Here is a 22,160-nt window from a genome sequence, read left to right as displayed (position 1 = left end):
CCTGTCCCGACTTCACCTGCGGATCTGGACGTCGGTGCGCGCGCGGCGTTTTGGTGTGCCTGCACCGGCTCTGCGGGAGGAACGATGGAGGCCACGGCGCCCCCGGCCGGAGACGGCGGGCTGGCGGTCAGCGACCTGGTGGTGGGATACGGCCCGGTTCGGGCCCTGCGCGGCGTCTCGTTACGGGTCCCGGCGGGCGCGGTCGTCGCCGTGCTCGGCACCAACGGCGCGGGCAAGTCCACCTTGTTACGGGCCGTCTCCGGCACGCTCCGCTTCCACCGGGGCGGCATCGGCGGCGGCGACATCACCTGGCGCGGCACGCGCCTGTCCGGGGTGCCCGCGCCCGGCGTGGTGGCCCGGGGCGTGACACAGGTCCCCGAGGGGCGGCGGGTGTTCGCCCGGATGACCGTGGAGGAGAACCTGCGCGCCGGGGCGCTCGGCGCCAAGGGCGGCGGCGCCAGGGAGGCGGCGCTGGCCCGCGAACGGGTGCACACGCTGTTCCCCGTGCTGGCCGAGCGGGCGCACCAGCGCGCCGGGCTGCTGTCCGGCGGCGAGCAGCAGATGCTCGCCATCGGCAGGGCGCTGATGGCCCGCCCGTCGCTGCTGCTGCTGGACGAGCCGACGCTGGGGCTAGCGCCGCTGGTGGCCGCCCGGATCGGCGAGACCGTCAAGGAGATCAACGCCGCGGGCACCTCGGTGCTGCTGGTCGAGCAGAACGTCGCCCTGGCGCTGTCCCTGGCCTCCTACGCCTACGTGCTGGAGGTCGGCGAGGTGGCTCTGGAGGGCCGCACCGCCGACCTGGCCGCCGGCGACGAGATCAGGCGCCGCTACCTCGGCATGGCCGACGCCGCGCGGGACCGTCCCCGAGGCGCGCCACCGCGCCGGACTCTGACGAGGTGGTTCGCATGACGGGTTCATACCAACCGGACGGTATGTCGGATTCCTCCGCGGATGCGGGGGTACCGCGCCAACCCGGTGACCACGCGCCGCCGCACGAGTCCGCGCCGGTGCCGTTGCCGCTGGAGGTGCGGGACGTCACCGTGCGGTTCGCCGGGCTGACGGCGCTGGACGGGGTGAGCTTCACCGTGGCGCCGGGCACCGTGCACGCCGTCATCGGGCCGAACGGCGCGGGCAAGTCGACCTGCTTCAACGTGTTGTCCGGGGTGTACCGGGCCACGTCGGGCAGCGTCCGGTACGGCGACGCCGAGCTGACCGCGCTGACGCCGCACCGGATCGCGGCGCTCGGCGTCGCGCGCACCTTCCAGAACATCGCGCTGTCCCGGCACCTGCCGGTGGTGGACAACCTGATGCTCGGCAGGCACCGGCTCACCAAGGCCGGTTTCGTCGCCGCCGGGCTGCGGCTGCCCGCGGCGCGCGGCGAGGCCGTGCGGCACCGGGCGCGGGTCGCGGAGATCGCCGAGTTCGTCGGCATCGGCGGCCTGCTGGCCACGCCGGTCGGCCTGCTGCCGTACGGCGTGCAGAAACGCGTCGAACTGGCCCGCGCGCTGTGCATGGAGCCGCGGCTGCTGCTGCTGGACGAGCCGGTCGCGGGGATGAACGGCGGCGAGCGCGCCGAGATCGCCGAGCTGATCACGGCGGTGCGCGACAGCCTCGGCATCTCCATCGTGCTGGTCGAGCACGACATGGGCGTGGTGATGCGCCTGGCCGACCAGGTCACCGTCCTCGACTTCGGCCGCCGCATCGCCGACGGCCCGCCCGCCGAGGTGCAGGGCGATCCACAGGTCATCCGCGCCTACCTCGGCGCGAGCGAGGAGAGCGCGTGATCACGTTCCTGGAGCTCCTGGTCAACGGCGTCTCGATCGGCGCGGTGTACGCCCTCATCGCGCTCGGCTTCGTCATCATCTTCAAGGCCACCGAGGTGGTGAACTTCGCGCACGCCTCCCTGCTGCTCGCCGGCGGCTACGTCGTCGCCCGCACCCAGCCGGTCATCGGCTTCTGGCTCGCGCTGCTGGCCGGAGTGGCCACCGCTGCGGTGGTCGCGGCCCTGGTGGAGTTCCTCGTCATCCGGCGGGCCAACGTGCTGTCCCACAGCGTGCTGGCCATCGTGACCATCGGCGTCGACATCGTGCTCACCACTGAGCTCACCCGCCAGATCGGCACCGAGATCCTGGCCCTCGGCGACCCGTGGGGCAGTTCGGTGGTGAGCGTCGGCGGGGTGACGATCGCCGAGGTGCGCCTGGTGGCGCTCGGCACCGCCGCCGCGCTGATAGGCGCGTTCCTGCTGGCCTTCAAGTTCACCGGCTGGGGCGTGGCGATGCGCGCCACCGCCGAGGACGCCGAAACGGCCGCCCTGATGGGCATCCGCCTCGGCAGGATCTCCCTGAGCGCCTGGGCCGTGGCCGGCGCCCTGGCCGCCGTGGCCGCCGTCTTCCTCTGCGTCTTCCCCACCCCCGGCCTCGACCGCGGCACCGCCCTGGTGGCCATCAAGGCCTTCCCCGCCGCCATCCTCGGCGGCCTCGACTCCACCACAGGCGCCCTGGTAGGCGGCCTGCTGGTAGGCGTCACCGAAGCCTTGATGACCGGCTACCAGAACCAGCTTGCCTTCCTGGGCCGCGGCATAGGCGACGTGGCCCCCTTCCTGGTGATGATCCTCATCCTCCTGTGGCGCCCCTCCGGCCTCTTCGGCACAAGGGAGACCGCCCGTGTCTGACCCCCGCGACCTCACAACCCACCCCGCCACCGAAGAAACCACAACCACCCACCCCCCGAAGACCCCCGCCACCGACCGCACCCCCGGGACTCCCCGCACCGAAGAAAGCACGACCGACCGCACCCCCAGGGCTTCCGGCACCGAAGAAAGCACGACCGACCGCACCCCCGGGGCCTCCGGCACCGACGGGGCCGCGACCGGCCAGGCTGGCGGCACTCCCGGAGCCCCCGGCGCCGGGGACACCTCCCGGTCCTCCCCCGCGCCCCACTCTCTCTCCCCCACCACCGACATTTCCGATATTTCGGCATTCGTGCCTGTGCGGAGTGAGGTGGTGAAACGGCCAGGGGGCGTCACGCGGGCTCGGATGGTGCGGGGCGTGGTGTGGGCGGTCGTCGTGGTGGTGGCGGTTGCGATTCCGTTCTATCTGGAAGGGTTCTGGCTGCAGACGGGGCTGTTCGCGATGTCGGCGGCGGTGGGGGCCATCGGTATCAACCTGCTCACCGGCTCCACCGGGCAGTTGTCCATGGGGCACGCCTTCTTCCTCGCGGTCGGGGCGTACGGGTACGTGTACTTCGCCGACGCCGGGGACGAGGGGGACCTGCTCGGGCTCGGGCTGCCGACGCCGATCGCCGCCGTGCTGGCGGTGGGCACGGCGGGGGTGGCGGGCGGGCTGTTCAGCCCGATCGCGGGGCGGCTGAAGGGGGCCTACCTCGGCATCGCCACCATCGCGCTGATCTTCCTCGGCCAGCATCTGCTGTTCAACGCCGAGCCCGTCACCGGCGGCTACAACGGCCGCGCGGTGCCGCCCATGGAACTGTTCGGGCTGAGCTTCGCCGACACCCCGGAGCTGGTGCTGCTGAACGTGCCGTTCGGCGCGCTGGAGCGGCTGTGGTTCCTCGGGCTGCTCCTGCTGCTCGGCGCCGCGCTGTTCGCGCGCGGCGTGCTGCGCGGCCGTCCGGGCCGGGCGATGAACACCATCAGGGACCACGAGATCGCCGCCGGGGTGATGGGCGTGCCGGTGGCCCGCTACCGGGCCGGGGTGTTCGTGTTGTCGTCGATGTACGCCGGGCTGGCCGGGGTGATGCTGGCCCTGGTGTTCCAGCGCACCGTGCCCGACTACTTCGGCGTGCTGCTGTCCCTGGACTACCTCGCGATGATCGTCATCGGCGGCCTCGGCTTGGTCGGCGGCGCCGTCCTCGGCGCCGTGTTCGTCTCGATGCTCCCCCAGCTGCTCACCCGCTACAGCGACTCGCTCCCCATGATCGCCGAACCCGGTTCCGGCGGCGTGTCGCCCGCCGAGGCGGCCCGCATCCTCTACGGGGCCGCCGTCGTCAGCGTGGTGCTGTTCCTGCCCGGCGGCCTCATGGGGCTGGCGGGCCGGCTGCGCGCCGTCGTCAGGCGCCGGACGGCGTCCCCACCTTCCACCGATCCGTCCCCCTCCCCCGACCCCAGGAGCTGACATGGGCAAATTCGGCATCCGTACCGGCGCGGCGACCGTGGCCACACTGGCCGCGCTCGCGCTCGCCGTCTCCGGCTGCGCCAGCGGCAAGGCCACCGGCGGCGAAGGCGCCACCGCCTCGGCGGGCGACGGCGTGAAGACCGGCCCCGGCGTCACCGCCGACAAGATCTCCATCGGCGTCCTCACCGACCTGACCGGCCCGTACGCCTCGCTCGGCAAGAGCCTCACCCAGGCACAGCAGCTGTACTTCGAGCAGGTCAACGCGCAGGGCGGCGTCTGCGGGCGCTCACTGGAGGCGATCGTGCGCGACCACGGCTACGACGCGCAGAAGGCGGTGGCCGCGTACACCGAGATCGCGCCGAAGTCCGCGGCGATCAGCCAGTTCGTCGGCTCGCCGATGGTCGCGGCCCTCAAGCAGCGCATCGAGGGCGACAAGCTGCTGACGCTGCCCATGGCGTGGGCCACCGGCCTGCTCGGCACCGAGGCCATCCAGGTCACCGGCACGACGTACGACATCGACATGATCAACGGCGTCGACTTCCTGACGAAGGAGAAGGGCATCAAGTCCGGCGACAAGATCGGGCACCTGTACTTCGAGGGCGACTACGGCGAGAGCGCGCTCAACGGCTCCAAGTACGCGGCGGGCAAGCTCGGGCTGACGGTGGTCGAGCAGAAGATCAAGGCGACCGACCAGGACATGAGCGCGCAGGTGTCGGCGTTCAAGGCGGCGGGCGTGAAGGCGATCATGGTGTCGGTCGGCCCGCGGCAGGCGGCGTCCCTGGTGGGTGTGGCGCTGGCCAAGGGCATGGACGTGCCGTTCATCGGCAGCAACTCGGCCTACAGCCCGCAGCTGCTCGCCACCCCGGCGGCGCCCGCGCTGCTGAAGGACTACTACATCATGACCGCGGGCACCCCGCTCAGCGCGGACCTGCCCGCCATCAAGAAGCTGGTCGCCGACTACAAGGCCAAGTACCCCGGCCAGCAGCTCGACAGCGGCGTGACGTCGGGGTACTGGGCGGCGAACATCGTCGGGGACGCGCTGAAGAAGGCGTGCGAGGGCAAGGACCTCAGCCGGGAGGGCATCGTCAAGGCGCACCGGTCCACACCCGCGTGGGACGCCGGGTTCGGCTCGCCGATGGACTTCTCCCACGTAGACCAGCCGGCCTCGCGCAACTCCTACATCGTCAAGCCCGACAAGGACGCCATCGGCGGGTCCGTCATCTTCAAGCAGGCCGCGGCGTCCGACCTCGCCAAGGAGTACCAGGTCCCCGTGGGCTGACGCGCCGTCCCGTCACCGGAAGACGCCGGTGTGGCCGAGGGAGTGACGCCCCGGCTGCGGGTACACCGCGAGCCCGTGCGGGCCGGCGTCGACCGGGACGGTGCGGATCAGGCGGCCCTTGACGGTGTCGAAGACGTACACCACGCCGTGGTACCGCCCGGCCAGCCAGAGGCGGCGGCCGTCCGCCGAGACACCGCCCATGTCGGGCGAGCCGCCGCCCGGGATGCGCCAGGTGTCAACGGGCTTGCGCTTGGCGAACGACACGACCGACACCGAGCCTGCGCCCCGGTTGGACACGTACAGCTCGCGCGAGTCGCGGCTGACGTAGAGACCGTGGGCGCCGGCCCCGGTGCGCACGAAGCGCTCCACCTCGAACCGGCCGGCGTCCACCAGCCAGACGCCGCCCTTGGCCATGTCGGCGACGTAGAACGTGGTCCCGTCCGGCGACAGCTTCACGTCCTGCGGCATGCTGTGATGCGGCAGCACCACCCGCTCGCGCACCTTGCGCGCCGCCAGGTCGATCGCCACCAGGTGCCCGGAGAACTCGCAGCTGGCCAGCATGGTGTTCCCGTCCACCGTGAAGTCCGCGTGATTGATCCCCCGGCACGGCATGTCCATCGAGTGCCGCAGCCCGAACGTGCGCGGATCCCGGAAGTCCAGCCGGTTGAGCCGCTCCGCCATCACCAGCGCCGTGGTCCCGTCCGGGCTGAAGTACAGGTTGTACGGATCGTCCACCGCGATCGGCGCCCCCGGCTCCCCCGTGGCCGGATCGATCGGCGTCAGCGTGTTCCCCTCGTTGTTGTTCACCCACAACGTCTTCAGATCCCACGACGGCACCACGTGCTGCGGCCGCTTCCCCACCCTGAAGTGCCGCACGATCCGATAGGTCTTCGGATCGATCACACTCACGGTCCCGCTGTCGCTGTTGGGCACGTAGACCAGATCCGGGAACCCCGCCACCGCCGGGCTCAGCATCCCCGGCCGGTCGAACCGATAGACATCCACCCTCCGCCCCCGCCCCACCCCGTGCGCCGCCGCGGCTCCCCGGCCCGCCCCCTTCTCAGCCCTGCCGTCCTCGGCGCCGGCGGACGGCGTCACACCGGCGGACGGCGTCGCGGTCGCCCGCGGCACGTCCTCACCCGAACATCCCACCCCACCCACCAGAACCCCCACCACCACCGCGATCCGCCTCCACCCACCGGCCCCGCCCCACCCCGGCCCACCCACCGATGTCCGCCTTCGCATACCCCGGCCCTTCGTCGTCCGTGTCCGGCTCGGCACCGGCTACGGTCACGCTAGGAGCACTAAGGTCAGGGGACGGCCAATCCAGCGTCAGCTCCCGCTCCGCGTTCCCCCTGGCCGCCCGCACCATGCAAGGAAGCACGTCCATGTCCTCTGGTCCCATCGCCGTGCTCGGCGAATGCGTCGCGGACGCCGTGGTCACGGCGGCCGGGAACGGCCCGTACGATCTCACCCTGCGGGTGCTGCCGGGGGGTGGCCCGGCGAACACGGCCGTGGCGCTCGCCCGGCTCGGCACCCCGGCACGCTTCCTCGGGCGATTGTCCGGGGACCGGTTCGGCAGACTCTTCGCCGACCATCTGGCGGCCTCCGGAACCGACCTGTCGATGTGCGTGGCGGCCGTCGAGCCGAGCACGCTGGCCGTCGCCGACATCGACGCCCACGGCCGCGCGAGCTACTCCTTCTACGCCGAGGGCACCGCCGACTGGCAGTGGACCCCGGCGGAGCTCGACCTCGGGCGGCTCACCGGCGCGATCTGCCTGCACACCGGTTCGCTGGCCCTGGCCCGCGACCCCGGCGGCCCGCTGGTGGAGGGTTTCATCGCCGCGGCCCGCCCGCACCTCACGATCTGCGTCGACCCGAACGTCCGCACCGGGCTGGTCCCCGCCGAGGTCTACCGCGACCGCTTCCCCCGCTGGTGCGCCCTGGCCGACATCGTCAAAATGAGCGACGAGGACCTGCGTTTCGTCCTGCCCGGCATGTCCATCGCCGAGGCCTTCGACATCTGCCACGGCTACGGCGCCCGCCTGGTCATCGTCACCCGGGGCGAGACCGGCGCCGCCGCCTCCCTGGACGGCACCCGCATCTCGGTCCCCGCCCCCTTCACCCTCGTGGCCGACACCATAGGCGCCGGCGACGCCTTCACCGCCGCCCTCCTCCACAACCTCTCCGCCGACGCCCTCCTCGGCTCCCGCCTCCCCGAGATCCCCTCCGACCGCCTACGCGAGGCCCTGACCTTCGCCGCCCACGTCGCATCCCTGACCTGCGCCTCCCCCGGCGCCGACCCCCCGTGGTCCCGCGACCTCACCCCTCGCGCCCTGCTTCCCCCCTCCCCGTGACCGTCCCGGTGCCGGGGGCCCGTAGAGCCTCCCGCCCGTCCCGGGTGGTCCTTTGAGGTTCGCCGGTGGAAGCCGCTCATTCGAAGGGTTCGGAGGTCATGATGGGAGGGGTGCGACATGAAGACCGCGTGGAGCTTCGCTTTCACGCCGGCGCGCAGAGCGCCCGTACCCATGAGAACCTTTCGGCGATCCGCCAGGACGGGCCCTACCTGTGGATCGCGGGCGACGAGACGGCGACGATCGAGCGGCTGACGTTACGTGACGGCGTCTACGACGACCAGCGCACCTTCAACCTGGACGACTTCGTGGACCTCCCGGCGGGGCCGGAGGCGGAGGCCGACATCGAGGGGCTGGCCAGGACCGACGGGTGGCTGTGGGCGGTCGGGTCGCACAGTCTCAAGCGCAGGCGGGTGAAGTCTGGGCAATCCGCCGACAAGGCCCGTAAGAGGCTGGCCACGGTGGTCCGGGAGGAGAACCGGTTCGTGCTCGTGCGGCTGCCGGTCCGAGGCGGCGTACCGGTGCGGGAGGACGGGCAGCGCAGGGCCGCCATCCTCGCCGGGCACGACAACCTCGCCGACATGCTCTCCGGCGATCCCCATCTGGCGCCGTTCCTGGCCTTGCCGGGCAAGGACAACGGGCTCGACATCGAGGGCATCGCCGCCCATTCGGACGAGCGTGGCCACCGGCTCTTCGTGGGGCTGCGGGGGCCGGTGCTGCGCGGCTGGGCCGTGCTGCTGGAGATCCGGCCCGTGACCCATCCGCGTGACCCGTCCAGGCTGCGGCTGGCCGAGCCGTACCGCAAGCATTTCCTGGATCTGGACGGCCTGGGCATCCGCGACCTGTGCCCGTACGGCGACGATCTGCTGATCCTCACCGGCCCGAGCATGGCCCTCGACGGGCCGGTCCGGGTGGTGCGCTGGCGGACCGGTTCCGTCGGCGACATCGTCACGGGCCGGGATCTGGAGCTCGTGGCCGAGCTTCCCTTCGGTCGGGGGGACGACCATCCCGAAGGGCTGGCCGTACTGGAGGACGGGCGGTTGATCGTGGTCTACGACAGCCCCTCCCCGGCCAGGCGGACCGCGGAGGGCGTCTACGCTGATCTCATTCGTCTCGACTGAAAGACATGCCTTCACCTGACTCGATGTGGGTCGCGCCAAAGAAGGTCGGAACATGGATGACTGGCGGCATGCGCGGCTGACTGCTTTTGTCTACGACTTCGGCATCGAGCGCGAGTGGCTCGGCCGGATCGGCGGCCGGCTGGTGTGGGGGGCGGATCTGAGCCGCTTCTACCGTGACATCCACGACCTGCGGACGCGGCTGGAGGGCGGCCGGATCCTCGACGTCGCCTGCGGCGGCGGTACCGCCTTCCGCGGGCTGCCGGAGGAAGGTCCCCATCGCTACGTGGCGCTCGACCTGTCGCCGGTGATGCTGCGGCGGGCGCGGGCCAACGCGCGGCGGCACGGGCTGCGGGACATCGGCTTCGTCCAGGCGAGCGTGACCGCGCTGCCCTACCGGCAGGGCGGCTTCGATCTGTGCCTCAGCTACTTCGGCCTGCACTGCTTCCCCGATCCGCAGGCGGCTCTCACGGAGATGGCCCGCGTCCTGCGGCCGGGTGGGCGGTTGCAGGGGACCACGGTCGTAAGCGGCGGGGGCCTGCGGCAGGACACGGTGATCTCGTTGTTCCGGCGCGGCGGGGTCTTCGGCGACGTGGGATCGGCCGAGAATCTCTCGTCGCGGCTCGCCGCGGCCGGCCTCGGCGAGATCAGCGTCGAGCGCGACGGTGCCGTCGCGTTCTTCTCCGCACGACGCTGACCGGCGGTCCGTGCCGCCGTGCCGCCGTGCCGCCGGGAACCGGCTACCGGGCGTCCCGGCGGCGGCGCGTCCCGCCGCCTAGGCGGGTGACGGTTCCCGCCTAGGCGGGAACCGTCACCTTCGGCCGGCGCCGCGGCCGGACCGCCGCCCGAGGAGGCCGCGCTTCCGTCCGGTGAGCAGGTTGTAGGCCACGAGCAGGATCGCGGCACCCACGATGGCGGTGATCCAGGTCGAGAGGTTGAAGAAGCCCTGGATGCCCTTGACGTGGAAGAGCTCGGTGGCGACGAAGCCCCCTACCAGCGCTCCGGCGACGCCGAGCAGGAGTGTGATGAGCAGTCCTTGGGTGTCCTTGCCGGGAACCAGCATTCTGGCCACGATCCCGGCTACGAGTCCCAGGATGATCCAGGCGATGATGCCCATGACCGAACTCCTAGATTGCAGCGAATGTCTGCGAAGGATCGGTCTTCCGGACCGGTCGGAGCAGGGGACCTGAACATCAGGCCCGCACGCTCCCGAGCCAATCCCATTCTCGCCGCGGGGGAAACAGGCGATCTCGGAAAGGTCCATCACCAGAACCGATCGCCGTCCGATCGAGCCGGGGAATGAGTACGACCGGCTCAGGACTGCTCGTCGGTCCGGCCGGTGATCGTCGGCGCTCGCTGTCCGGCAGAGATGTCGCCGGGCGGGCCCAGCCAGCCCAGTTCGCGGGCCAGATGGCGGGCGGTGTCGATGACGGCGACGACGTAGGGGGGCGTCTGGCCCGTCCGCCACAGGAGCGACCACGGGTAGGGCGTGGCGGGTTCGATCAGGGGTCGCCACACGGTGCCCGGCCGGTTGGAGGTGCGCGAGGAGGCGGGGATGCAGAGCACACACCGGTGCTGGAGCACGAGGTCGGCCGCCGCGCGGCTGCTCGCCACCGTGCCCTCGTAGATAGTGGGCACGAATCCGGCCGCGAGGCACATCTCGCGGACGAACTGGTTGAACTCCGGTGTTTCCGCGTCCTCCCCCATCAACAGCAGTTCGTCGGCCAGAGTGGCGACCGGCACGGCCTCCAGCGCGGCGAAACGGTGACCGTCGGGAACCAGCACACCGAGCGGATCGAGCCTCATCAGCTCGGACGCCACGTCGGCAGGGGTCTGCGAGGCCCGGCCGATCCCGATGTCGAGCCGGCCGTCGGCCAGCTGCCGGTACTGCTCGGGAGTGCTGGCCTCGATCTGATGGATCGTCAGGTCCGGATGCCGTCGCTGAACCTCGCGCAGGATCAGCGGCATGGAGTCGTAGCCGGCGTCGATGATCCCCACCCGTAGCGTGGGCGCGGCCGCCGCAGCGCTGCGTGCGATCTGCGTCGCCCGGCCCAGATGGTCGAGGATCTGGCGCACCTCCACGAGGAAGGCGGCCCCGGCAGGGGTGAGGGCCACGTGGTGGGTGCTGCGGTCCAGCAGCCGCACTCCGAGCTCGCGTTCGAGTCGCTGGATCTGCTGGCTCAGCGCGGACTGCACGATGCGCTCGCGCGCCGCGGCGCGGCCGAAGTGCAGTTCCTCGGCCAGCGTCACGAAGTAACGGAGTTGGCGTAGCTCCATGAACGCCACCCCTTTCCGCCCGGGCGGCGCAAACGTGGACCGTCAACTCCAGCCTAGATAGTCATGCTGCCCTGTAGCCACACCGCAAACGACGACAGGAGTAGTCGATCTTACTATTCGTCCCGGCGCAGGTGAGCACCGGGCGACATCGGTCTAGTCTCCGGCCCGCGGCGGAACATCGACGCGGCGATGACGGAGGCGGGCCTGGTCGGGCCAGCGCACGTCGGCGGCCCAGCCCAGCCGTTCGAGCAGGCGGATCAGTCCGGCCGACGGGTCGATCTGGCCGCGCTCCACGCCGTGCCGCGCGCACGTGGGCTCACTGTGGTGACCGTTGTGCCAGCTCTCGCCGAAGGACAGCAGGGCCAGCGGCCACACGTTGGTCGAGCGGTCGTGGCGGCGGGTCCTGTACGGCCGGCTGCCGACCACGTGGCACAGGGAGTTGACGCTCCAGGTGACGTGCTGAAGCAGCGCGATACGGATCAGGCCGGCCCACAGGAAGGCGGTCAGACCGCCGTACAGGGTCCCGCTGATCGCCCAGCCGAGCCCGAACGGCAACGCCAGCGAGAGAGCGCAGAGCAGCGGAAAGGCGCGCCCCACCCTGACCATCGCCGGGTCCGCGAGCAGGTCGGGGGCGTAGCGCTCGGCGGGGGTCTGATCGTTGATGAACAGCCAGCCGAGGTGGGAGTGGGCAAGCCCCTGCAACTGCCCACGCAGGCTGGTGCCGTACCGGTAGGGCGAGTGGGGATCGCCGGGCCGGTCGGTGAAGGCATGGTGGCGGCGGTGGACCGCCACCCAGTCGATCAGATTGCCTTGAAAGCTCATCGAGCCGGCGACCCCGAGGGCCACGCGCACCCACGGGCGGGTGGTGAAGGAGCCGTGGGTGAGCAGCCGGTGGAACCCGACCGTGACCCCCAGCCCGGTCACGATGTAGAGGACCGCCGCGATGATCAGGTCGGTGAGCGTGATTCCCCGTCCCCATGCCAGGAAGATCGCGGCACCGAGCGCGACGAACGGCAGCACCACGATCGCCGCGGTCAGCCCGGCCTGTGATCCGCCGACCGGAGTGTGCTCACCGGCTTCGGGAAACGGCGATTCGCCGTCGTAATCAGGCCGGTGTTCCACCGGCCGTACGGAAATGGTCATGGGTCTCTTCTCGTCGCTTATACGGGCCGGCCGTGCACGTAGCACCAGCGCCAGGGCGCTCCCGGTTCTAGTGAGGCGGCCACTGGGTGGTCGGTTTCCTGGTAGTGCTCCCGGGCGTGTCTGCCCGGCGAATCGTTGGAACAGGCCACCCACCCGCAGGTCAGGCACGCCATCAATCTTTTCCAGGTCCAGCCGAAGGTCCGGCATTCCATACATTCGGGCAGTCCGAGCTCCACGATCGGGAGCCCGTCGGCGTGGTCGCAACGTGGGGCTTGGCCGTTCAGCCTGACGCCCACGGCGGCGTTCATGCTCTCTATGTTCAGGGGCATTCCGCCCCCCTAACGATGACAGCGATGCCAGACGCATCGACTGGTTACTCACCAGTCAATGCGACAGGCGCATCGACGGAAACGGCCAATCCCAGCAAGCTCTATCACCAGCCGTGATAGCGGGCCAGAACACGGCCCGCCCGGTGCGCGTCGTGATCAGCCAGGTCGACGAGCCTCGCTCGGAACGCCGGCATCCGTCCCTTCGCGATCAACGACGGCCAGGTCGGTGACGTCGCCGTACGCGCTGGTGGCGGCGAGCGCGGCGGCGAACAGCACGAGCTGGTTGACGACCTTGAGGAACAGCAGCATGCCGACCGCGCCCGCGACCACCTGATAGGCGGGGTTGGCCGCGGTGAGATTGAGGAAGAACTGGCCGAGAGTCTTCATGACCTCCACCCCGACGGTGACCAGCACCGCCGGCCCGGCTATGCGGCGAAACGGTATCCGCAGCCGCGGCGGGGCACTGAGCAGCGCGGCGGCCAGCAGGGTGTTCACGCCGACGCCGAGTACGAAGGCGGTGCCGTCCAGAAGCCACCGGGCGGGGACGGCCTCGACCCCGACCGAGTGGACGGCCAGCCAGGTCAGCAGCGTCTGGGCGCCGAAGGCGATGGCGAGCGAGACGGCGAGCAGGAGGCCGAGACCGGCCAGCACGCCGAGGTCGATGACCTGACGAAGCCAGAAGCCGCCCGGATACTCCGGCAACCGCCAGATCGCCCTGCTCGCGGAACGCATGGTGTCCATCCAGAACAGGCCGGTCAGGACCAGCCCGACCAAGGCGAGCAGGCCCGCCGTGCCTCCGGCGTCGCGCAGCGCCTGGACGTCGAGGCGAGGGAAGTTTCCCGTGAGGTAGTCCTGCACGGCGGCCAGGACCACGGGGTCGTTCATGACGAGCCCGAGGATGGCGAACCCGAGCAGGGCCAAGGCGAAGGTGGCGAAGAAGGCGTAGTAGGTGAGCGCGGCGGAAAGCCGTCCACCGTCGGCCTCGTCGTAGCGCTTCACCGCGCGCCACAGGTGATCCAGCCAGCCGTGACGGCGACGGGCGCCCGCCCAGCCCGCTGCGAGCCTTATGCCTAACCCACTGACTGACATACCGAGGCCCTACCCCGCGCGGGACGCGTCATGGGTGGCGCCGGGCAACCACTGGTGAGGACGGCATCCACCTTCTCGATTCTCGGGGCGCCTCGCACCGGTACCGCGTGCGGCGGTCACCCCAGCTCCAGCCGCGCCCAGCCGAGCGCCGCGGAAGGCCCCATTCCTTCGGGAGCCCGCTCCACGGGATCGTAGCTCAGCCACCTGTCGATGAGCCTGCCCACGTGTGCGGGCACGCCCGGGACGGCGAGGTCCGCCCGCTCGGGCCGTACCCCGGCCTGCATCAGGTGCAGCACCTCCACCAGGCCGGCGTCGTCGGTGCCGGCCTGGCGCCGGAGCGGCGCGGCGCCGGTCAGCAGCCAGTAGGCCAGGGCGCCCACCCCGTACAGGTCGGAAAGGCTGCTCGGCGCGGCGGAGGTGTAGCCGAGTTGCTCCGGGCTGGCGAACCATTTGGTGCCGCCGGGGAAGACCGTCGACACGCTCCTGCCCGCCTCGTGCAGCTGCGACATCCCCCAGTCGATGATCCTGATGTTGCTCGGGCCGTCCAGCACGATGTTCTGCGGCTTGATGTCGAGATGGATCATGTTGCTCCTGGCGGCGGCCTCCAGCCCGGCCAGGACCTGGTCGACGACCCAGAGACTCCATCTCAGCGGCGCGCCGACGCCTGGCTGGCCCTGCACGTGCAGGTTGAGACTGCCCGGCAGGTAGAGCGGTGAGATGAGATAGACCGCCTTGGACTTCTCGTCCCGGCCCGAGTCGATGATCTCCCCGATGTGCGGGTTGCTCAGCCGCATGCCGCGTACCTCCCGCAGGAAGGTGCGGAACCGCTGCGGATCGTTCTGCGCCTGGTGGAAGACCTTGGCCACGACCGTCCTGCCCGGGTCGGCGCGCTCGTAGGCCCGGTAGAGCGTGGCCATGCCGCTGGAGTCGGCGTTGAGCGAGGCGTACAGGTACCAGCGCTCGTTGAGCACCATGATGGGAGCCCTGCCGGCGCCGAACGGCTCACGTACCGCCTGTGTGTGTTCCCTCGCCCTGGCGACGATCTCGTCGGCTTCGGCCCGTGCCCGCGCCACGATGGCGGCGGCCTGGGCTTCGGCGTCGGCGAGCACCCGCCGGCGCAGCCCGTTCACCTCGGCCGCCGCGGCACGGTCACCGGCCGCGACGCGTTCCCAGGCACGGTGCCAGGGGGTGATCTGATCCACGGGCACCCCGCAGGCCTCGACGAAGGTCACCAGCACGGTCAGGTTCGCGAAGCGCCGGCCGCTCAGCATGCCGGCCACCGTCGACCTCGACAGAGCGGGTCTGCCCGCCGTCCGCGCCCAGCGTTCCAGGGACCGCAGAGAAGGGCGGTCGGCGCGCGCGTGCACCTCGCGCAGGGAGGCGGCGAGCTGTTCCCGGGTGGTGACGAGGTCCAGGCTGGAACCACCCGCGAACGATTCATCCATGCTCGCCCTCCACGTATACGCAGAAGTTCGGACGTGTCCCAGCATATGGCGGGATAGGCCCGAAGTGATCACCTGAACGGGGAGCCCTCGCCGACGCTGTTCGCGAACTTCCACCGGGCACGCCCCGGTAATCAGTTTTACTGATGAACCGTTTGCTGATCGCCCGTTTCCCTCCCGTACGGATGGGTGTTGATTCAGGGGGAATGCGTTCATCCTCCGGTGCCGGCGGTTTCCGCAGCGGACAGGCCCCCTGTTTTGGACCGATCCGGAAGAACGGCCGTCGTCGCCGGTCCCGGACGGCACCGAGATCCACCTCGATGAGCATCTCGATCCCGCGTGGGCCGCCAGGTCTGGCGGACTGCACTAAAAGAGAGACCGACATGGCGATCGCCGCCGAGCCCAGGACAACGAAACGCGCCCCGATGGACTCGACGCGACGAAACGCGCTCGCCGCGGGAGTCCTCTACTTGATCACCATCGTGACGTCGATCCCGGCACTCCTCCTCTACGCCCCCGTGCTGAACGATCCGGACTTCATCGTCGGCCCCGGCCCCGACACCGGAGTGCTCTGGGGCGGCATCCTGGAGATGATCTGCCTCCTCGCCTGCATAGGCACCGCGGTCGTGCTGTTCCCGACGCTCAGACGCCTGAACGAGGTCGCCGCCCTTGGCTTCGTCACCGCTCGCGTGCTCGAGGCCGCCATCATCGTCGCCGGTGTCATCAGCCTCTTCACCGTCGTCACCCTGCGGCAGAACGGCGCCGCCGGGGCCGACGCGGCCACCCTCATCACCACGGGCAACGCGCTCGTCGCGTTCCACAACTGGACGTTCCTCCTCGGCCCCGGCGTCATCCCGGCCCTGAACGCCCTGTTGCTGGGCTACGTGTTGTACCGATCCCGCCTCGTACCCCGCGTCATCCCCGCGATGGGCCTCATCGGCGCCCCCCTGCTCCTGTTCTCCACGACCGCCGTGCTGTTCGGCCTCTACGCCCAGGTCTCCGCGCCCTCCGCCATCGCGGGCTTCCCGATCTTCCTCTGGGAGGGGTCGCTCGGTGTCTGGTTGATCGTCAAGGGCTTCAAACCCTCCCCCATCGCAGCCGATGGGGTCACCGCCGGTTAGGCGACCTGCCACCTGATCGTCCGATGGGAACGACGCGATGCCGCTCACCCGGCATCGCTCCGTTCACATTCGCGGCGGAACCCAGAAAGGACGGCTCGGTTATGACCACCCGAAGAATCGCTGTTGTGGTCGGAGCCTTGTTCATCGTGCAGATGGTCTCGGCCATGATCGGCACCACACTCACCCAGGCGTTCGTCGACGGTGATCCCGACAGGACGGCGCTGACGGCGGGCGTCGCGCTCATGATGTGCTCGGGCCTCGCCGTGGTGGGAATCGGCCTCCTCATGTACCAGGTCCTGAAGGACTTCAACAAGAAGCTGGCCCTCTGGTACCCCATATTGAGGATCGCCGAGTTCGCGGTCTCCGCCGTCTGCGGCTTCTACCTGCTGTCCCAGCTGCAACCCGTCCCCGACGCGATGCTGTGGATATACGTACCCACCGCCATCGGCGGCCTCGTGTTCACCTACCTGCTCCTCGTCTCACGAATCGTCCCCCGGCCCATCGCCGTCCTCGGCCTCGTCGGCTACGCCCTCCTCCTGCTGGGAGTGCCCCTGGACCTCCTCGGCGTCCTGAACATGGACGCGGGCCTCGGCATGATCCTTCTCGCCCCCGGCGGCCTGTTCGAACTCCTGGTCCTCCCCATCTGGCTCTTCGCCAAGGGCTTCACCTCCCCCCAGCCGTCTCCGCCCGCACGGCTTCGCGCGGCGTAGCCGCCCTACCTGCCTCCTGCTCGATCACCAGAGCCAGATCCAATTCCGGGCGGCTGCGGCCGAATCCGGGAAAGGCTGTCATTTCGGGCTGAGGCAGCCCGGCGACCATCGAGCAGCGTCAACAACGAGATATACGGAGGAAAAAAGGCGTCGATCGCCGATTGTGACTCTGAGGGACGGAAGGCAAGCCTCTATAAGAATAGGCGCCGGGGCTTTCTCGAATTGGACTCGCCCGATTCGAAGAAATGTCGGGATTTCGGGGCAGTGGGACGTTCACGGGGGAGAAATGCCCAAGTTTCCTAATGTTGTCGCGTTCCTAGCGATCAGCGCCGCATTGGCCGGCGGGGCCGTACCTTTGGCCACTCCCGCCATCGCCGCACCCGCCGGGGGCGCCGGCGTGACCGGTCTCGGTGTCGATCGCGGTGCGGCAGCCCAGAAATCGGGCCCGCCGATCACCTCGCCAGCGGCGTCGGATGATCAGACCGCCGCGGCCATGCTGGAGTACCTGCGGGATCTGGCCGCGAAGAAAGAGTTCACCGGCTCGGTGCTGGCGGTACGACGCGGCGTGGTGCTGGCGCGTTTCGCCGCCGGTGAGGCCGACGAGGAGAACCACATCCCCAACACGCCGGACACCGTCTACCGGATCGCCTCGGTCACCAAGCAGTTCACCTCGATGCTCGTGCTGAAGCTGCGCGACCGTGGGCTGCTCGGCCTGAACGACCCGATCTGCCCGTACCTCGTCCCCTCGTACATCAAGGCGTGCCCGAAGGCGTGGCGTCCCATCACGATCCGCGAGATCATCACTCACACCTCCGGCATCCCCGACATCCAGGAACAGCCCGACTTCTTCGAAAAACTCTCCCAACCGACCACGACCCGGAGGCTCATCCAGCGGTTCGTGCACAAGCCGCTGGACTTCAAGCCCGGCACCTGCTGGAAGTACAGCAATTCCGGCTACATCCTGGCCGGGGCGATCATCCAGGACGTGACGCACAAGCCGTACGGCACCGTCCTGCACAAGTTGATCACCGGCCCGCTCCAGCTCCGGAACACCGGCTACAGCAGGGGCAACCCGCCCCCCGGTTACGCGAAGGGCTACTTCGCGCTCGGCACACCGGCCCCGCCCACCAGCGGCTCCCAGGCGTTCTCCGCGACCGGCATCTACTCCACCGTCGACGACATCGTCCGCTGGGACCGGGCGTTCGGCTCGTACAAGGTCGCCCCCCGCCCCACCGTCAAGCAGGCATTCACACCCCAGGCGGAATGCCCCCCCAGCGGCTGCCTCAACCTGCCGTCCACCTCCTACGCCTTCGGCTGGATAGTCGACCGCCTGGAAGGCCACCGCCTCCGCTACCACCCCGGCCTCCTCCAGGGCTACGCGGCAAGCAACATGTACCTCCCCGACGACGACATCGAGGTCGCCGTCCTCAGCAACGTGGAGAACACCAACACCAACGGCATCGCCCGCACCCTCGCCACAATGGCCCTCGACTCCTCCGCCTGCGCCGACTGAGTCCCCACCTCGTGGCTTTGAAGCGACGGACATGGCATCGGCCGCCGAGTGGACTGCTCACCTCCTGAGGCGGCCGGTGCTGTATCCGTGCTGGTGTGCAGATCGCGCGATCGCTTTTACGCGTTCTCGTTCGCCGCCTTTTCGATGAGTGCCACGGTCGGGCCCGGGCGTGAGACGAACACCAGGTGTGAGGCGCCCTCGACCACCTGGAACTTCGCGCCGGAGCGCTGGGCCATGAACTCCTGCGCCGCCGGGGGGATGATCCGGTCGGCGCCGCTGATCAGGTTGTAGTTCGGGATCGTGTGCCAGGCCTGCGGGCCGGCGGCGGGCTCGCCGAGGGCGGCGCCGGTGGCCGGGCGTTGCGTGATCGCGAAGAGCGCGGCTTCCTCGGCGGGCACGTCCCCCGCGAAATTGGGCTGGAACACCCGCGGGTCGATGTAGAGGTCGACCTGCCCGCCCGGCAGCGGCACGGGTTTGAGGGACTCGCCCACGGTGCTGCCCGGGAACTTCTCGACCAGCTGCTGGACGCTCTCGCCCGTCTCCGGCACGAACGCCGCCAGGTAGACCAGCGCCTTCACCTCGGGGTTCCCGGTGGCGGCGGAGGAGATGACGGCGCCGCCGTATGAGTGTCCGACCAGCACGATCGGTCCCTCGATGCTGTCCAGCAGCGCCTTGACCTGCTCCGCGTCGGAGGAGAGCCCCCGAAGCGGATTCGGCGCGGCGACGACTGGATAGCCGTCGGCGACGAGCCGCTTGACGATGCCGGTGAAGCCGCTGCTGTCCGCGAAGGCTCCGTGCACGAGCACGATCGTCGGTCTCTTGTGTGCCATGTTTCCACCTCTCACGACGTGATAGCGGAAAACTACGGCAGCGCACTGAACGGGGAATGGACGTGACGAGCGCCGTTCCGCGCGGGGATTCCCAGATCGTTCCGTCCGCGTCAAGTCGGCTCTGCCAACGTGACCCCTGGAGGGCGGACGAGCCAGGGGGCGTGGATGGTCGCGTACGAGGAAGCCGATGTCGTGGTGATCGGTTCGGGTATGGGTGGTCTCGCGGCGGCCCGTACGATCGCGCAGTTCGGCGGGAAACGGGTTCTCGTCCTCGAGCAGCACTACACGCTCGGCGGGATGACACATGAGTTCTCCCGGGCCGGGCGCTACCAGTTCGGCACCGGGCTGCACTACATCAGCGCGAACGCCGGTCCGTTCCTCGAGTTCATGACGGACGGGCGCGTGCAGCTCTCGCCGCTGCCGGACGACTACGACGTCCTGCACTTCCCGGGGTTCGATTTCGCCGTCCCCGCCACGAAGGAACGGTTCCGGGCCCGTCTCGCGGAACGGTTCCCGGCCGAGGCCGACGCCATCGACGGCTTCTTCCGGACCACGCGCCGGGCCATGTCCGGGCTCGCGGCGCGCAACGTCCTCTCGTCCTTCCCCGCCGGCGTACGGAAAATGGGTTCGCCCGTCGTCGAGCGGCTCTTCCCGTCCACGTACCGATCGTTGAAGGATCAGGTCTCCCGCAGCGTCCGCGACCCGCGTCTGCGCGCCGTTCTCACCGCGAGGTGGGGTCTCTACGGCACTCCGCCCGCGTCGAGCGCGTTCGGCTACCACGCCGCGGTCCCGCTGACCTTCTTCATGGAAGGGACGGCGCACCCCGTGGGCGGGCCCAAGGAACTCAGCCGGATCATCCTGGAGATCCTCGAACGGTACGGCGTACTGCTGCGCCCCCGGCAACGGGTCAACGAGATCGTCGTCGAGCGGGGCAAGGTGACCGGTGTCGACGTCGAGGACACCGCGACCGGCCGGCGCTACCGCGTACGGACGAACACCGTCGTCTCGGCGGCCGGGGTGCGCAACACGTACGCCCTGATCGGGAGGAGCCGGGAACTCGCGGACCTGCCGGGGGAACCGTCGGCGGTCATGCTGTTCCTCGGGATGGACCGGTCGCCGGCCGCGTTCGGGATACGCGGGGAGAACCACTGGTTCATGCCGGACCTCGACGACCACGACGGCTTCCATCGCCCACCCGGGGAAGGCACGCTGTACGTCTCGTTCGCCTCGCTTAACAACCCGGCCGCACGGTTCCACACGGTGGAGGTGCTGGAACTCGTCGACCCCGGCGTGGTCGGCCAGTGGCGCGGGATCCCCGAGGAGGAGCGGCCGGAAAGCTACCACAAGCTCAAGGACGACCTGACCAGGCGGTTGATCGCCCGCCTGGAGGAACGATGGCCCGGCTTCCGGGAGGCGATCGCGTTCGCCGAGCTCGCGACGCCGCTGTCGTTCGAGACCTATCAGCACAGCGTTCTCGGCTCCTTCTACGGTCTCGCGGCGACTCCCCAGCGGCTGCGGTCACCGCGGGCGGGATGCCGCACGCCCGTCAAAGGCCTCTTCGTGGCCGGGCAGGACGCGTGGGGCTCCGGCGTGGTCGGGGCGCTGGCCGGAGGTCTGATGGCCGCGAACGCGGTGCTCAGGCCGCGGCAGCTCGGCACGATGTGGCGAGCCGTGCGCTCCGGCGGAACGCTCCCGGACCCGGCCACGCCCTGGCACGGATACCTGCGGGTTGCCGCGATCGAGACGCTGACCCCGACGGTCCGGCGGATCCGCCTCGAAGCCCTGGACACCGGCGCGATGCCGTTCTCGTTCACCGCCGGGCAGTACCTGAAGGCCGACCTGCCCGTCGCCGTCGAGCCGATCGAACGCTCGTACTCGATCTGTAGTGGCCCCGGGGAGAACGGCTTCGCCGAGATCGCGGTCAAGCACGAGCCCGACGGCCTCGGCTCGACCTTCCTGCACAGAGAACTGGCGGTCGGCCAGGCGTTGCGGGTGAGCGGCCCGCACGGCGAGTTCACCTGCGATCCCGCACACGACCTCACCGCCGGGACGTTGCTGCTGATCGCCGGGGGCGTGGGGATCACGCCACTGATGAGTGTGCTGGCCGCGGCCGCCGACGCCGGTCACACCGGGCGGATCGTTTTGCTGGCCAGTTTCCGGACCGAGGACGAGGTCGCCTTCCGGCCGGAGATCGAGGCGCTGCGGGACCGCCTGCCGGGGCTCCAGGTGTCGATCTTCGTGACCGCGCGGAAAGGCCGGATCGGCGTCGACGTGCTCCGCGCGTACATCGAGGACGTCTACCGGGTCCACCTCTGCGGACCGGCGTCGATGATGCAGGACCTGATCGGTCACCTGACGGAACTGCGGGTACCGCGCGCGGCCATCCACACCGAGGCGTTCGTGTCCGGCCGGAGCAAGGAGACCCGCCGGGAGAAGGCGCACGCCATCGCCCTGGCCGCCGCGGCCGCCGGGGTTACCGAGTTCACCGTCGGCATGGCCGGCGGCGCGCCCTCGTTCACCTGCCACCCCGGGCAGTCGGTCCTCGACGCCGCCAACGCCGCCGGCGTCCCGCTCCCCCAGTCGTGCGGCGAAGGCGCCTGCGGAACCTGCCGAGTACGGGTCCTCTCCGGCGCCTACGAGACCGACACCCGGGGGATGTTCTCCGGCGACGAGCTGGCCGCGGGCTGGCGGCTGGCCTGCCAGACCCTGCCCACCGAGGACCTGATGATCATCCCTTGAGCGACGGGCCGCCAATCCTACGCTGAGCCAGGCGGAGAAACAGCTCCTCAACGAGGCTGTGGCGCTGGCCGGTTCCCTGCATCTCG

At 70.1% G+C, this 22,160-nt stretch carries 20 protein-coding genes; 12 read left to right on the top strand and 8 right to left on the bottom strand.

Annotated features, from left to right (window positions below):
* Positions 1–84 precede the first annotated feature (84 nt).
* The 5 genes from ACFP1K_RS05070 to ACFP1K_RS05050 all read left to right on the top strand — a co-directional run bounded on the left by ACFP1K_RS05070 (position 85) and on the right by ACFP1K_RS05050 (position 5,409).
* Positions 85–909, top strand: coding sequence for an ABC transporter ATP-binding protein (locus ACFP1K_RS05070; RefSeq protein WP_380747380.1), 825 nt, complete (start codon positions 85–87; stop codon positions 907–909).
* A 104-nt stretch (positions 910–1,013) separates the two neighbouring features.
* Positions 1,014–1,784, top strand: a complete 771-nt coding sequence (locus ACFP1K_RS05065; protein ID WP_380747711.1) for an ABC transporter ATP-binding protein — start codon at positions 1,014–1,016, stop codon at positions 1,782–1,784.
* Positions 1,781–2,671, top strand: a complete 891-nt coding sequence (locus ACFP1K_RS05060; protein ID WP_380747378.1) for a branched-chain amino acid ABC transporter permease — start codon at positions 1,781–1,783, stop codon at positions 2,669–2,671. Before ACFP1K_RS05065 ends, ACFP1K_RS05060 begins: the two co-directional genes overlap by 4 nt.
* A complete protein-coding gene (locus ACFP1K_RS05055; protein ID WP_380747376.1) occupies positions 2,664–4,130 on the top strand; it encodes a branched-chain amino acid ABC transporter permease in 1,467 nt (488 codons plus the stop codon). The genes ACFP1K_RS05060 and ACFP1K_RS05055 overlap by 8 nt, the downstream gene beginning before the upstream one ends.
* Position 4,131: 1 nt before the next feature.
* Complete coding sequence (locus ACFP1K_RS05050) at positions 4,132–5,409, top strand: ABC transporter substrate-binding protein (protein ID WP_380747374.1); 1,278 nt, start codon at positions 4,132–4,134, stop codon at positions 5,407–5,409.
* Between the two features lie 12 nt (positions 5,410–5,421).
* Here the strand turns inward: ACFP1K_RS05050 and ACFP1K_RS05045 are convergent, their stop codons facing one another.
* Positions 5,422–6,540 carry a YVTN family beta-propeller repeat protein gene (locus ACFP1K_RS05045; RefSeq protein ID WP_380747372.1) on the bottom strand — a complete coding sequence of 373 codons (1,119 nt, stop codon included), beginning with the start codon at positions 6,538–6,540 and terminating at the stop codon, positions 5,422–5,424.
* Positions 6,541–6,797: 257 nt separating this feature from the next.
* Between ACFP1K_RS05045 and ACFP1K_RS05040 the strand changes: the two genes are divergently transcribed.
* The 3 genes from ACFP1K_RS05040 (at position 6,798) to ACFP1K_RS05030 (ending at position 9,578) form a co-directional block, all read left to right on the top strand.
* Positions 6,798–7,766 (top strand): carbohydrate kinase family protein, encoded by a 969-nt coding sequence (locus ACFP1K_RS05040; RefSeq protein ID WP_380747370.1) that lies wholly within the window; start codon positions 6,798–6,800, stop codon positions 7,764–7,766.
* 128 nt (positions 7,767–7,894) lie between these two features.
* Positions 7,895–8,884 (top strand): DUF3616 domain-containing protein, encoded by a 990-nt coding sequence (locus ACFP1K_RS05035; RefSeq protein WP_380747368.1) that lies wholly within the window; start codon positions 7,895–7,897, stop codon positions 8,882–8,884.
* A gap of 52 nt (positions 8,885–8,936) precedes the next feature.
* Positions 8,937–9,578, top strand: coding sequence for a class I SAM-dependent methyltransferase (locus ACFP1K_RS05030; protein WP_380747366.1), 642 nt, complete (start codon positions 8,937–8,939; stop codon positions 9,576–9,578).
* A 114-nt stretch (positions 9,579–9,692) separates the two neighbouring features.
* Here the strand turns inward: ACFP1K_RS05030 and ACFP1K_RS05025 are convergent, their stop codons facing one another.
* The 6 genes from ACFP1K_RS05025 to ACFP1K_RS05000 form a co-directional block, all read right to left on the bottom strand.
* Entirely contained in the window at positions 9,693–9,998 is a 306-nt protein-coding gene (locus ACFP1K_RS05025) for a GlsB/YeaQ/YmgE family stress response membrane protein (protein ID WP_380747364.1), read from the bottom strand.
* 197 nt (positions 9,999–10,195) lie between these two features.
* Positions 10,196–11,158 (bottom strand): LysR family transcriptional regulator, encoded by a 963-nt coding sequence (locus ACFP1K_RS05020; RefSeq protein WP_380747362.1) that lies wholly within the window; start codon positions 11,156–11,158, stop codon positions 10,196–10,198.
* A 153-nt stretch (positions 11,159–11,311) separates the two neighbouring features.
* Positions 11,312–12,301, bottom strand: coding sequence for an acyl-CoA desaturase (locus ACFP1K_RS05015; RefSeq protein ID WP_380747360.1), 990 nt, complete (start codon positions 12,299–12,301; stop codon positions 11,312–11,314).
* Between the two features lie 17 nt (positions 12,302–12,318).
* Positions 12,319–12,513: a UBP-type zinc finger domain-containing protein gene (locus tag ACFP1K_RS05010; RefSeq protein ID WP_380747709.1), complete on the bottom strand. Its 195-nt coding sequence runs from the start codon at positions 12,511–12,513 to the stop codon at positions 12,319–12,321.
* Between the two features lie 273 nt (positions 12,514–12,786).
* Positions 12,787–13,629: a YihY/virulence factor BrkB family protein gene (locus ACFP1K_RS05005; protein WP_380747358.1), complete on the bottom strand. Its 843-nt coding sequence runs from the start codon at positions 13,627–13,629 to the stop codon at positions 12,787–12,789.
* Positions 13,630–13,835: 206 nt separating this feature from the next.
* Positions 13,836–15,164, bottom strand: a complete 1,329-nt coding sequence (locus ACFP1K_RS05000) for a protein kinase domain-containing protein (RefSeq protein WP_380747356.1) — start codon at positions 15,162–15,164, stop codon at positions 13,836–13,838.
* Positions 15,165–15,544: 380 nt separating this feature from the next.
* On the opposite strand from ACFP1K_RS05000, the gene ACFP1K_RS04995 reads away from it, so the two are divergent.
* The 3 genes from ACFP1K_RS04995 (at position 15,545) to ACFP1K_RS04985 (ending at position 18,505) form a co-directional block, all read left to right on the top strand.
* Positions 15,545–16,282: a DUF4386 domain-containing protein gene (locus tag ACFP1K_RS04995; RefSeq protein WP_380747354.1), complete on the top strand. Its 738-nt coding sequence runs from the start codon at positions 15,545–15,547 to the stop codon at positions 16,280–16,282.
* A gap of 101 nt (positions 16,283–16,383) precedes the next feature.
* Entirely contained in the window at positions 16,384–16,992 is a 609-nt protein-coding gene (locus ACFP1K_RS04990) for a DUF4386 domain-containing protein (protein WP_380747350.1), read from the top strand.
* Between the two features lie 493 nt (positions 16,993–17,485).
* Positions 17,486–18,505, top strand: a complete 1,020-nt coding sequence (locus ACFP1K_RS04985) for a serine hydrolase domain-containing protein (protein ID WP_380747346.1) — start codon at positions 17,486–17,488, stop codon at positions 18,503–18,505.
* Between the two features lie 116 nt (positions 18,506–18,621).
* On the opposite strand, the gene ACFP1K_RS04980 is transcribed toward ACFP1K_RS04985, so the two are convergent.
* Entirely contained in the window at positions 18,622–19,335 is a 714-nt protein-coding gene (locus tag ACFP1K_RS04980) for an alpha/beta fold hydrolase (RefSeq protein WP_380747344.1), read from the bottom strand.
* A gap of 165 nt (positions 19,336–19,500) precedes the next feature.
* Here ACFP1K_RS04980 and ACFP1K_RS04975 point away from each other — a divergent pair, with 165 nt between their 5' ends.
* Positions 19,501–22,074 carry an FAD-dependent oxidoreductase gene (locus tag ACFP1K_RS04975; protein WP_380747342.1) on the top strand — a complete coding sequence of 858 codons (2,574 nt, stop codon included), beginning with the start codon at positions 19,501–19,503 and terminating at the stop codon, positions 22,072–22,074.
* The last annotated feature ends 86 nt before the right edge of the window (positions 22,075–22,160 follow it).

The sequence above is a fragment of the Sphaerisporangium aureirubrum genome (assembly GCF_042658925.1).
Taxonomy (GTDB): Bacteria; Actinomycetota; Actinomycetes; order Streptosporangiales; family Streptosporangiaceae; genus Sphaerisporangium; species Sphaerisporangium aureirubrum.
The sequence above is the reverse complement of the archived record's forward strand: the minus strand, read 5'-3'. Positions and strand labels throughout refer to the sequence as shown.

What these genes read in the sequence shown, in the direction of transcription:
- ACFP1K_RS05070 (WP_380747380.1), top strand. Translation starts at nt 85, where the DNA reads ATGGAGGCCACGGCGCCCCCGGCCGGAGACGGCGGGCTGGCGGTCAGC.
- ACFP1K_RS05050 (WP_380747374.1), top strand. Translation starts at nt 4,132, where the DNA reads ATGGGCAAATTCGGCATCCGTACCGGCGCGGCGACCGTGGCCACACTG.
- ACFP1K_RS05040 (WP_380747370.1), top strand. Translation starts at nt 6,798, where the DNA reads ATGTCCTCTGGTCCCATCGCCGTGCTCGGCGAATGCGTCGCGGACGCC.
- ACFP1K_RS05030 (WP_380747366.1), top strand. Translation starts at nt 8,937, where the DNA reads ATGGATGACTGGCGGCATGCGCGGCTGACTGCTTTTGTCTACGACTTC.
- ACFP1K_RS05025 (WP_380747364.1), bottom strand. Translation starts at nt 9,998, where the DNA reads ATGGGCATCATCGCCTGGATCATCCTGGGACTCGTAGCCGGGATCGTG.
- ACFP1K_RS05020 (WP_380747362.1), bottom strand. Translation starts at nt 11,158, where the DNA reads ATGGAGCTACGCCAACTCCGTTACTTCGTGACGCTGGCCGAGGAACTG.
- ACFP1K_RS05015 (WP_380747360.1), bottom strand. Translation starts at nt 12,301, where the DNA reads ATGACCATTTCCGTACGGCCGGTGGAACACCGGCCTGATTACGACGGC.
- ACFP1K_RS05010 (WP_380747709.1), bottom strand. Translation starts at nt 12,513, where the DNA reads ATGGAATGCCGGACCTTCGGCTGGACCTGGAAAAGATTGATGGCGTGC.
- ACFP1K_RS05000 (WP_380747356.1), bottom strand. Translation starts at nt 15,164, where the DNA reads ATGGATGAATCGTTCGCGGGTGGTTCCAGCCTGGACCTCGTCACCACC.
- ACFP1K_RS04995 (WP_380747354.1), top strand. Translation starts at nt 15,545, where the DNA reads ATGGCGATCGCCGCCGAGCCCAGGACAACGAAACGCGCCCCGATGGAC.
- ACFP1K_RS04990 (WP_380747350.1), top strand. Translation starts at nt 16,384, where the DNA reads ATGACCACCCGAAGAATCGCTGTTGTGGTCGGAGCCTTGTTCATCGTG.
- ACFP1K_RS04985 (WP_380747346.1), top strand. Translation starts at nt 17,486, where the DNA reads ATGCTGGAGTACCTGCGGGATCTGGCCGCGAAGAAAGAGTTCACCGGC.
- ACFP1K_RS04980 (WP_380747344.1), bottom strand. Translation starts at nt 19,335, where the DNA reads ATGGCACACAAGAGACCGACGATCGTGCTCGTGCACGGAGCCTTCGCG.
- ACFP1K_RS04975 (WP_380747342.1), top strand. Translation starts at nt 19,501, where the DNA reads ATGGTCGCGTACGAGGAAGCCGATGTCGTGGTGATCGGTTCGGGTATG.